Raw genomic sequence first — 10425 nt, 5'->3', positions numbered from 1 at the left:
CCAGCAGCAGGGTGGACAGCGCCAGCAGGGCGGGCAGCAGAACCGTGGGAACCAGCAGCGGCAGGATAACCGGCAGGGCGGGCAGCAGCAGAACCAGCAGGCGCCGCAGCAGCAGAAGCCGCGCCAGCGTCCGCAGGGCGGCATGACGGTTGATACCCGGGCAGGCTCGACCCAGGTTGAGATGGAGAAGTACAACGAGAAGTACGACAACCTCGCCCAGAGCAAGCTGGGCAACCGCGACACCGCGGCCCAGAAGCAGAAGCTGACCCAGCGCAGCGCACAGCGGCGGGCAGGCAAACCGGTGATGTCCCGCAAGGAGAAGGAGGACGCGAAGATGCGCCGCCTCGAGCTTGAGCGGCAGCGCCGGAAAAACCTCTCGATCACCATTCCGGAGGAGATCACAGTCGGGGAGCTCGCGGCGCGGCTGCATGTCACCTCGGCGGAGATCATCAAACGTCTGATGGGGCTGGGCGTAATGGCGACAGTCAACGAGACCCTCGATTTCGACACCGCTTCGATGGTCTCGATCGAGATCGGCGCGAAGGTCGAGAAGGAGGTCGTTGTCACGATCGAGGACCGGCTGTTCGAGGTCGAGGAGGACGACGACGACAAGATGGTCGAGCGCCCGCCGATCGTGGTGGTCATGGGCCATGTCGACCACGGCAAGACCTCCCTGCTCGACGCGATCCGGAATGCCAATGTCACTGCCGGTGAGGCGGGCGGCATCACCCAGCACATCGGCGCGTACCAGGTTCTGGTCAACGACCGCCCGGTTACCTTCCTCGATACCCCCGGCCATGCGGCGTTTACCTCCATGCGCGCCCGCGGTGCACAGGTCACCGATATTGCGGTAATCGTGGTCGCGGCGGATGATGGCATCATGCCTCAGACGGTCGAGGCGATCAACCATGCGAAGGCCGCAGGGGTCTCGATCATCGTGGCGGTCAACAAGATGGATAAACCCCACGCCAACCCCGACAAGGTCATGCAGGAGCTGACCGAGTACGAGCTGGTACCCGAGGAGTGGGGCGGCGACGTGCCCTGCATCAAGGTTTCGGCCAAAACCAGCGAGGGCATCCCCGACCTGCTCGAGATGATCCAGCTGGTCGCCGACACAAGCGAACTCAAGGCTAACCCCGACAAGATGGCAAAGGGGACTGTAATCGAGGCAAAGCTGGACAAAGGCCGCGGCCCGGTTGCAACCATCCTCGTCCAGAGCGGGACCCTGCACACCGGCGACGTGGTCATCGCGGGGACTGCGATTGGACGGGTGCGCGTCATGATGAACGACCGCGGGGAAAAGGTCGCCGAGGCCACCCCGTCGATGCCGGTCGAGATCACCGGCTTGGGGGATGTGCCCGAGGCGGGCGATGTGTTCAATGCGGTTGAGGACGAACGGCTCGCCAAAGAGCTGGTCGACCAGCGCAAGTTCGAGAACAAGCAGCAGCAGTTCAGCTCGTATGAGAAGGTCACCCTCGACAACCTCTTCAGCCATATCTCACAGGGCGACATGAAGGAACTGCCGATCATCGTCAAGGCCGACGTACAGGGGTCGGTCGAGGCGGTCAAACAGTCGCTCGAGAAGCTCTCGAACGACGAAGTACGGGTCAAGGTGATCCACGGTGCGGTCGGCGCCGTCTCGGAGAGCGATGTCATGCTCGCCGATGCTTCCAATGCGATCATCGTCGGGTTCAACGTCCGGCCCGACCCGATGGCCAAGGACAACGCCGAGCGGGACGGCGTGGAGCTGCGCCTCTACCGGATCATCTACGATGCGATCAACGATGTTGAGACCGCTATGAAGGGGATGCTCGCCCCCAAAACCCGCGAGGTCGAGCTGGGCCGCGCCGAAATCCGGCAGGTCTACAAGATCACCAATGTCGGTACGGTCGCGGGGTGCTATGTGCTTGAGGGCAAGATCACCCGCAATGCTGAAATCCGTGTGGTGCGTGACGGCATCATCATCGCTGATGACCACCTCTCCAGCCTCAAACGGTTTAAGGACGATGTGAAAGAGGTTGCGAAAGGGTACGAGTGCGGCATGGGCCTAAATAAATTCAACGATCTCAAGGAAGGCGACATCTTCGAAGCGTATGAGATCGAGGAATACCGTGAATAATAACGCATGACGAAAGATTTGGCCAAAAGATTTGGCTAAACCAAAAGTTTCGTCCACCTTTGCTCCGGCCTAAGAGCCGACGCTTCGCGCCGGTTGGCCTATGCACGCCGCTGCGGCGGGCAGTCAAAGGTGGCGGGGTCGAGGGGCAGGGCCCCCGCCGCCGCGCGCACGCGGCGGAATACGTTCTCCTGAGAAGCGATTTTTCAGGGTGAATTGGCTCTGACCGCGGGCCGGAGCCAAGAGGGGGCTTTTTGCAAGAAAAAAGCCCCCTTTTTTTCAAAGGATATGGAGCGTAAAAATACCCGAAACGGAGGGGAATCTATGGGCTCTTACAGAGCTTCCAGAACGGAAGAGGATATGAAACGGGAGCTGAGCGACATCATGCGCTCGCTCAAAGACCCGCGGGTCAGCGGCCTGCTGTCGATCGTGAAGATGGAGCTTTCGAGGGATATGTCCCACTGCAAGGTCTATATCAGCGCGATGGAGGGGTTTGACGCCGCCAAAAACGCGGTCAAAGGGTTGGACAGCGCGTCCGGCTTCATCAAGCGGGAACTGAACGCGCGGATGAAGCTGCGCAAACTGCCCGAATTCAAGTTCATTGCGGACGATTCGATCGCACACAGCGCGGGCATCAGCCGGATGCTGGAAGATTTGAAACAGGCGGTGGATGCGGATGGCGAAGGGTAAGCAGGCCACGGTGGACGATGCCGCCGCCCTGCTCCGGCGGGCGGAAAGCGTCCTGATCCTCTGCCACCAGAAGCCGGACGGGGATACGCTGGGCAGCGGGTTTGCCCTGCGGCTGGCGCTGTGCGCGCTTGGCAAACAGGTGCGGATTGCTTGTCCGGATGGTTTTCCCGAACGGTACGCGTTCCTCTACCCGGAGGGGTTCGCGCCCGAAAAACAACCGGAATTTGACCCTGAACTGGTCGTGGCGGCCGATGTGGCTGACCCGAAACTGCTCGGGGCGGTTGGCGTGCAATGGGACGGCCGGATCGGGCTGTGCATCGACCACCACCCGTCCAATACCCGGTACGCCGAATGGCTCCTGCTCGATCCGGATGCCGCGTCCACCACACAGATCATGGCGAAGGTCATCCCTCAAATGGGAGTCCCGCTCACCCGGGAGATCGCACTGCCCCTCTATACCGGCCTTGCGACCGATACCGGCTGTTTCCGCTATTCCAATGTCACCCCGGCGGCGCTCCGGCTGGGCGCTGACCTGATCGAAACCGGCATCGACAGTTTTATGGTCAACAAGCGGATGTTTGAAACCAAATCGCGCGGGCGGGTCGAACTGGAACAGCTCGTATTGGGGACGCTCGAATATCACTACGGCGGGCAGTTCGCAATTGCTGTGATTGCCAGCGCGGATGCGGAGCGCACCGGCGTCCCGGAAGCGGATATGGATGGCATCCCTGCACTGCCCCGGCAGATCGAAGGGGTGGAGATCGCCGCCACCCTCAAGCAGAAAGGCCCGGAGCAGTTTCGGGTGTCGATGCGAGGAAGTGCGCGTTTTAACGTGTCGGAAATCTGTGGAAGATTGGGCGGCGGCGGGCATCCGCGCGCGGCGGGATGCACCCTCAACGGGACGCTCGCCGCGGTAAAATCGCGGCTGGTCGAAGTGGTTGCGCCAGATTTTGAAAGATTGGGAAACGGGTGATCACTTGGAAGAGTTAAACGGAATTTTATGCATCGACAAGCCGCAGGGCTTCACCTCGTTTGATGTGGTGGCAAAGCTGCGGGGGATCGCCAAGACGCGCCGGATCGGTCATGCGGGCACGCTCGACCCGATGGCGACCGGCGTGCTTCCGCTGTTTCTGGGCCGCGCAACCAAGGCGTGTGATCTTCTGCCCGATCAGGACAAGCGGTATACTGCCGTCTTTCGGCTGGGGCTGGAAACCGATACCCTCGATATCACCGGGACGGTGGTGTCGGAACATCCGGTGGAGGTGTCCGAAGCGCAGGTGCGGGAGGCCGCTTCCCGGTTCACCGGGGAGATTTTGCAGGTCCCGCCGATGTACTCGGCGCTCAAGGTCGGCGGCAAAAAGCTCTGTGATCTTGCGCGGCAGGGGGTAGAGGTCGAGCGGGAGGCGCGCCCGGTCCGTATCCACCGGTTGGAATTCCTGTCCTGTGATTCTGCCGCCCAAACCTACACGATCGACGTGGCCTGCTCCAAGGGAACCTACATACGCACCCTGGTTGCGGACATCGGCAGGGTGCTGGGCTGCGGGGCAGTGCTGACCGCGCTGCGCCGTACCGAGGCGGCAGGATATGACCTCGGCGGCTGTGTGACACTCGAGGAGGTTCAGGGCTGTGCGGACGCGGGAAGGCTTCCCGACCTGCTGCGCCCGGTTTCCAGTGCGTTCGGCAGGCTTGCGCAGGTGCGGCTTGCCAAGGCACAGGACCGGCTGTTCCGGAACGGTGTGCGGCTGGATACGGCGCGGCTCGCTTTTTTTGAGAACGGTACACGTCTGGACCGGGTGCCCGAAGGCAACCTGTCGGTCTATTCGAGCGAGGGGATTTTTCTGGGGATTGCCCGGGCGGCCGGCGGAGAGTTGCGGCTGGTCAAACTTTTTGTGCTGGAGGTGTAATGAGGATGCAGATTTACCATTCGGTCGCGGACTGCCAGCCCTGCGGCCGCGGAGCGGTCGCGCTCGGTTTTTTTGACGGCCTGCACATCGGACATGCCGCGGTGGTGTCCCGCACGCTCTCCTACCAGCAGGAGGGGCTGTGTCCCTGCGTGTTCACCTTCACGATGGACGGTGGACACCCCGCTGCCAAATCCACCGCAAACGCGCTGACCACCGAACGCCAGAAGGAGCAGCTTCTCGAGAACTGGGGGGTCAGGCTGGTGCTCTGCCCCGATTTTTCCGAGTTCCATGCCATGGAACCGGAATCCTTTGTGGACGAGATTCTCGTCCGGCGGCTCAACGCGAATGCGGCCTGCTGCGGGGAGGATTTCCGGTTCGGGAAAAAGGCGGCCGGGGATGTTGGGCAGCTGGCTGCACTCTGTCAGGCCCGGGGAATCCGGCTGGATGTGGTCCCGCCCGTCACATTTGAGGGGGAACGGGTCAGCTCGACCCGGATCCGGCATCTGCTCGGCGAAGGGCGGGTGGCGGATGCCAACCGGATGCTCGGCCGGGCGTTCGGCTATGATTTCACAGTGGTGCGCGGGAAGCAGCTTGGCCGCAAGCTGGATTCCCCGACCATCAACCAGCGCCTTCCGGATGGGTTTGTCCCGCTCCGGCATGGGGTCTATGCTTCGGTATCCTTCGCGGGCGGTGCATGGCACCCCTCGGTGACCAATATTGGCCTGCGTCCGACGGTTGAGGACACGACCGCAGTCAACTCGGAAACCTACATCTGCGGCTTTTCCGGAGACCTCTATGGGGCATCGGTTGAGGTTCGGCTGCTTGCGTTCCTGCGCCCGGAACAGCGGTTCCCGTCTGTGGAGGCTCTGCGCGCGCGTATCCATGCCGACGCGGAAGCCTCTGTCCCGATCGCAGAGGAATATCTGGCTGGCATTGCGGGAAAAACAGCCGGACGGTAAAGCACCCCGCCGATTTTTTGTTTGGATGAGCCTGAAAAATTTCAAATTTACTCTTTACTTTTTCCGAGTTTTGTGTTATCCTAAGACAGGACTTGGGAGTATAGCTCAGCTGGTTAGAGTGCCTGCATCACACGCAGGAAGTCGCGGGTTCGAGTCCCTCTATTCCCACCAGATCAAAAAGCACCGGTTAAACAACCGGTGCTTTTTCATATCCACAGAACAGGGCGGTCAGCGCACTTCGCAGATCATCGACTCCCCATAGGAGGTCGTGACCCGGTAGAACCCGCGCAGCTCCTGATCGAGCAGCGGGTCCCCGGTATCGACCAGCAGAGGCTGCCCCCGGAGTTGGAACAGTTTTTCGCGGGTTGCGGCGATCAGGATGTTTTCCCGGCCAAGCTCCCGGATCACCTCCGGGGTGATCTGCTGGTTGCCGCGTCCGAAAAGGAACCCCTGACCGCCGGTGACCGTAACAATCAGCCGGGTCTTTTTTCCGCGGGCCGCCTCGAGCATCTGCCGCCCATAGAGGTCATTGGCGAGCAGCTTTCCGTCCAGGACGAGGTCGACGCCGATCAGGGTATTTTTCAGGCCGAGCAGGCGCATGACCCCGCGCGTGGTGGTGCCTGCGCCGATCAGATACTGCACCCCCGGTTCCATCCTGCCGACCAGTTCATGGGCAATTGAGTCGATCGACGCAGCTTCGGAGAGTGGGGTACCCGCTTTGCGGTTCTGGGTATAACCGCGCTCCAGCGGGATTTTCAGGTATCCATAGAGCCGGGTGTCGATCACCTCGCGGCGGTAAAGGTCCTCGTCGATGTCCAGAACTTCCGCCTCCTGTACCGCGGTTACACCGCCCTCCAGCCAGCGTCGGGCCAGCCTTCCGGCATCCGAGGGGGTGCGGGCGTAGACCGGGGAGTGGATTTTTACCCCCGCCGGGATGCCCAACACGGTCAGTCCGGTGCCGACCGCGGTATAGATGTCCCGGGCGGTACCGTCCCCGCCCGCAAAGAGGAGCAGGTCTATCCCGATCTCAGCCATCTGCCGCGCAAGATGCAGCGTATCCGCGCTGGTGGTGTCCTCTGCGGACTCCACGCCCGGAAGAAGGACACAGGAAAATCCCATCTCCTGCGCAAGTGCACCGCCCATCCCGCCGGGGCAGGTATAGACGGTGATCTGATCCCGCAGGCCAAGCAGCGCGGTGAGCGCGGTGCGGGCGCGTTGGTTCGCCATCGGTACCGCGCCGCGCCGACGGGCTTCCGCTACCATCTGATCGGTTCCCTTCAGTCCCACGGCGCCGCCCATCCCGGCAATCGGATTAATCATCAGGCCCAGTTTTTTCGGTTCCATGTCTGCCTCCAAGTATAAGAATCAGATGATAAGCCCTTTCGGGAACACATTTTTAGGGAGGAAATTGGCTTTGACTTCCAGTTTAAACCAAAAGGGGGCTTTCCGTCAGTGAAAAAGCCCCCTGCAAAAGAGATAAAGCAGATTCTGAAAGCCCATTCTGTGATCTGGGATTTCAGGACAGTCTTTGAAACAGCTTTTCCTGTAAGCCGCCCCGCTCAAGCAGCCGGACAAGAAGCACGCCGAGTACAGCACACGGAATAACCTGCCCTGCCGCGACACTGACCGCGTTGATCAGAAAAATCCCCAGACGGAACCCGTCCGAATAGAAGAAGGTCAGTTCCAGGCCGATCACCAGCCCGTTGACCAAGATTGGCGGCAGGGAGGAGGCGATCGGAAGCCCCTTGACCCGCACCCCGCGGAGCTGGTAGGACATCACAGCGGCGATCAGGGTTGCGAGGGTGCCGAATACGACATCGGGCAGCAGAGTGGTCCCCATCGCAACGCCGGCCAGATTGGTGAGCAGACAGCCGAGTGTTACCCCCGGGATCGCCACCGGCGAGAGCACCGCGAGAAGTCCCAGCGCTTCGGAAAAGCGGATTTGCACAACGCCATAACTAAGCATCGGCAGGGAGAGGCTGACCGCAGCATAGAAAGCAGCGATCATCGCGCAGGCAGCAAGTTTGTGCACATTGGTCTGTTTCATATTCAGTTTTCTCCTTTTGTAGGTATTGCAAAGCATACCCTAGTTTGATTTAAGGTCAGGAATTTTCGACTGACCGCCGCAGTTTGCGGCAACCATTATTTTAGAACAAATCCGCGAAAAATGCAAGTATGGATTGTCCTTTCTGCAAAAGTGTTGTATAATACCGGAAAGAACGGGAATCCTTCCGGCAGCGGTCGGACCCGCGGACAGTTTGGAGGAAAGTTTCATGGCATATTTACAGGGCTGTTACCCGCTGGTCGGGAAGGAGCAGCTTGCCGCAGGCGTTTACAGCTATACAGTCAGCTGCCCGGAGATCGCTTCGCAGGCAAAGCCCGGGCAGTTTGTGCATATCCGGGTGGACGGGTTTTCCCTGCGCCGCCCGATCTCAATCTGCGGAATTGATGCGGAAAACGGCCTGCTGCGGATGGTATTTGAGGTGCGCGGCAGGGGAACCGAGGCGCTTTCACTGGTCGGGCAGGGGCAGAAGATCGACCTGCTCGGGCCGCTTGGCAATGGGTTTACCCCGCCGTCCGGCCAGCCGGTCATACTGGTTGGCGGCGGGATCGGCGTGCCGCCCCTGCTTGAACTGGCGGCGCGGGCGGGCAGCCGCGCAACCGCAATCCTCGGGTTCCGCACCGCCTCGGCCGTGATTCTGGCGGATGCATTCCGCGCGCATGGCTGCGACCTGCGGATCGCCACCGACGACGGTTCGGAAGGTTACCACGGTTTCGTGACAGGACTGCTGGAGGAACACCTCACCCAAGGGGTTCCTGGTATGGTCTGCGCCTGTGGGCCGATGGCGATGCTCAAAGGGGTGGTCGGGATCGCGGAAGCACACGGTGTCCCCACCCAGGTTTCGCTCGAGGAGCGGATGGGCTGCGGGGTGGGCGCATGTCTTGTCTGCGCCTGCAAAACCGTCCGGGATGGACGGGAGGTCTTTGCCCATGTCTGTAAGGATGGGCCGGTATTCGACGGAAAAGAGGTGGTGTTTGAATGAGCTGCCTAAAGGTCAACCTTGCCGGGGTTACACTGAAAAACCCGGTCATCACCGCTTCGGGCTGCTGCGGCTACGGACGGGAATACGACAAACTTTATCCGATCGAGCGGCTGGGGGGCATCTCGGTCAAAGGCACCACCCTACAGGAACGGCAGGGCAACCCGCCCTGCCGGATCGCGGAAACCCCATCCGGGATGCTCAATTCGGTCGGGCTGCAAAACCCGGGAGTGGAGGCGTTCCTGCAAAATGAGCTGCCCCATCTGAAGAGCCGGGATGTTGTGGTCATTGCGAATGTTGCGGGGAGTACGGTGGAGGAATACTGCGCAATCGCGGAACGGCTGGACAGCAGCGGGATCGACCTGCTTGAGGTCAACATCTCCTGCCCAAATGTCAAGGAGGGCGGTGCGGCATTTGGGACCTCCTGCACCTCCGCGGCGGAGGTGGTCGCCCAGATGCGCCGCCGCACCTCCAAGCCGATGATGGTTAAGCTCTCCCCGAATGTGACCGATATTGTGTCGATCGCCCGCGCGGTTGAGGATGCAGGCGCGGATGCGGTCTCGCTCATCAACACCCTGCTCGGAATGCGCATCGATCTGAAAACCCGGCGTCCGGTGCTGCACAACAATGTCGGCGGGCTGTCCGGCCCGGCGGTGTTCCCGGTCGCGGTGCGGATGGTCTGGCAGGTCGCCAGCGCGGTGAAAATCCCGGTGGTCGGGATGGGCGGGATCTCCTGCTGGCAGGATGCCATTGAAATGATGCTGGCGGGTGCGCGCGCGGTCCAGATCGGCGCGGCGCTCTTCACCGATCCTTATACACCGGTCAGGGTGATCGAAGGCATGGATGCCTGGCTGGAGGAAAACGGGGTTTCGGATGTCAATGAAATTGTAGGGGCGGTCCGTCCTTGGTGACGGCTCCAGCGCCTTGAACAGGGGGTTCTTATGAAGATTCTGGCAGTTGATTTTGGAGATGCGCGCACCGGGCTTGCCTGCTGTGACCGCACCGAGTTCCTTGCCTCCCCGATCGGGGTCATTCAGGAACGGAAATTTGAAAATGTGGTGCAGCAGGTCGCATATGCGGCGGTCGAATATGAGGCCGGGGAAATCGTGGTTGGGCATCCGCTCAATATGAATGGTTCGGCAGGCCCGCGCGCCAAACTCTGTGAAGCATTCGCGGAAGCGCTTTCCGAGAAGGTATCGGTTCCGGTGCGGCTCTGGGACGAGCGCGGCACGACCGTTTCGGCAATCGGCTATCTTAACGAAACCGATACCCGCGGCAAAAAACGCAAAGAGGTGGTCGATGCGGTGGCGGCGACCATCATACTCGAAAGCTATCTCAACTACCGCAGAAACCACCCGGAAACCGCCGGCGGTGGCGCTGCCCCTTGACCCCGCCATCCTTGAAAAGGTGGACGAAACTTTTGGTTTCAGGTTTGTGGAAACAGGTTTTTTATTGTAAAACGGCCTGTGCTGTGGTATGATATGCCAAGAGGAACACAGGGGCTTGGAAGTCTTTGGCGTACGCACCTCTGGTCAGCCCTTATGAACTGGTTTTATCAGCGGTTACATAGAAAAAGAAGCAATGACGGGATCAGCGTCATTGCTCCTAATTCCATAATCGTGATAACCATACACAAAGACCAGCACCACCAAGTCCCTGTGTCCGCTTCTATTGTAGCAAATCGGTTGAAAACTGTCAAGATAAAGGAGTCCTGT

General features: G+C 60.6%; 10 protein-coding genes and 1 tRNA gene. 9 read left to right on the top strand and 2 right to left on the bottom strand.

Going from position 1 to position 10425, the window contains the following annotated elements:
* The 6 genes from infB to C814_RS20595 all read left to right on the top strand — a co-directional run.
* Nucleotides 1-2119, top strand: a 2119-nt coding sequence (gene infB / locus C814_RS23250; RefSeq protein ID WP_016317394.1) for a translation initiation factor IF-2, incomplete at its 5' end; no start/stop codon positions are given.
* A 321-nt stretch (nt 2120-2440) separates the two neighbouring features.
* Entirely contained in the window at nt 2441-2806 is a 366-nt protein-coding gene (gene rbfA / locus C814_RS20615) for a 30S ribosome-binding factor RbfA (RefSeq protein ID WP_016317393.1), read from the top strand.
* Nucleotides 2793-3779 carry a DHH family phosphoesterase gene (locus C814_RS20610; RefSeq protein ID WP_016317392.1) on the top strand — a complete coding sequence of 329 codons (987 nt, stop codon included), beginning with the start codon at nt 2793-2795 and terminating at the stop codon, nt 3777-3779. The genes rbfA and C814_RS20610 overlap by 14 nt, the downstream gene beginning before the upstream one ends.
* A gap of 4 nt (nt 3780-3783) precedes the next feature.
* Nucleotides 3784-4710 (top strand): tRNA pseudouridine(55) synthase TruB, encoded by a 927-nt coding sequence (gene truB / locus C814_RS20605; RefSeq protein WP_016317391.1) that lies wholly within the window; start codon nt 3784-3786, stop codon nt 4708-4710.
* Between the two features lie 5 nt (nt 4711-4715).
* Nucleotides 4716-5669, top strand: coding sequence for a riboflavin biosynthesis protein RibF (gene ribF / locus C814_RS20600; protein WP_016317390.1), 954 nt, complete (start codon nt 4716-4718; stop codon nt 5667-5669).
* Nucleotides 5670-5763: 94 nt separating this feature from the next.
* Nucleotides 5764-5840: transfer RNA gene (locus C814_RS20595), tRNA-Val, on the top strand.
* A gap of 57 nt (nt 5841-5897) precedes the next feature.
* On the opposite strand, the gene C814_RS20590 is transcribed toward C814_RS20595, so the two are convergent.
* Entirely contained in the window at nt 5898-7013 is a 1116-nt protein-coding gene (locus tag C814_RS20590) for an ATP-NAD kinase family protein (RefSeq protein WP_016317389.1), read from the bottom strand.
* A gap of 172 nt (nt 7014-7185) precedes the next feature.
* Nucleotides 7186-7716 carry a QueT transporter family protein gene (locus tag C814_RS20585; protein ID WP_016317388.1) on the bottom strand — a complete coding sequence of 177 codons (531 nt, stop codon included), beginning with the start codon at nt 7714-7716 and terminating at the stop codon, nt 7186-7188.
* Nucleotides 7717-7942: 226 nt separating this feature from the next.
* Between C814_RS20585 and C814_RS20580 the strand changes: the two genes are divergently transcribed.
* The 3 genes from C814_RS20580 to ruvX are packed head-to-tail and all read left to right on the top strand — an operon-like array spanning nt 7943 to nt 10098.
* The gene (locus C814_RS20580; protein WP_016317387.1) at nt 7943-8713 is read left to right on the top strand and encodes a dihydroorotate dehydrogenase electron transfer subunit; all 771 of its coding nucleotides are present in this window, start codon (nt 7943-7945) and stop codon (nt 8711-8713) included.
* Complete coding sequence (locus C814_RS20575; RefSeq protein ID WP_016317386.1) at nt 8710-9621, top strand: dihydroorotate dehydrogenase; 912 nt, start codon at nt 8710-8712, stop codon at nt 9619-9621. Before C814_RS20580 ends, C814_RS20575 begins: the two co-directional genes overlap by 4 nt.
* Nucleotides 9622-9651: 30 nt before the next feature.
* Nucleotides 9652-10098, top strand: coding sequence for a Holliday junction resolvase RuvX (ruvX, locus tag C814_RS20570; protein WP_016317385.1), 447 nt, complete (start codon nt 9652-9654; stop codon nt 10096-10098).
* Nucleotides 10099-10425 lie beyond the last annotated feature (327 nt).

Source organism: Anaerotruncus sp. G3(2012), assembly GCF_000403395.2.
Classification (GTDB): Bacteria; Bacillota; Clostridia; order Oscillospirales; family Ruminococcaceae; genus Anaerotruncus.
Note: the sequence above shows the minus strand (reverse complement) of the source record. Positions and strands in the feature narration are given on the sequence as shown.

Bases quoted from the DNA above. Each gene is read 5' to 3' on its own strand.
- rbfA (WP_016317393.1), top strand. From the start codon at position 2,441: ATGGGCTCTTACAGAGCTTCCAGAACGGAAGAGGATATGAAACGGGAG.
- C814_RS20610 (WP_016317392.1), top strand. From the start codon at position 2,793: ATGGCGAAGGGTAAGCAGGCCACGGTGGACGATGCCGCCGCCCTGCTC.
- ribF (WP_016317390.1), top strand. From the start codon at position 4,716: ATGCAGATTTACCATTCGGTCGCGGACTGCCAGCCCTGCGGCCGCGGA.
- C814_RS20590 (WP_016317389.1), bottom strand. From the start codon at position 7,013: ATGGAACCGAAAAAACTGGGCCTGATGATTAATCCGATTGCCGGGATG.
- C814_RS20585 (WP_016317388.1), bottom strand. From the start codon at position 7,716: ATGAAACAGACCAATGTGCACAAACTTGCTGCCTGCGCGATGATCGCT.
- C814_RS20580 (WP_016317387.1), top strand. From the start codon at position 7,943: ATGGCATATTTACAGGGCTGTTACCCGCTGGTCGGGAAGGAGCAGCTT.
- C814_RS20575 (WP_016317386.1), top strand. From the start codon at position 8,710: ATGAGCTGCCTAAAGGTCAACCTTGCCGGGGTTACACTGAAAAACCCG.
- ruvX (WP_016317385.1), top strand. From the start codon at position 9,652: ATGAAGATTCTGGCAGTTGATTTTGGAGATGCGCGCACCGGGCTTGCC.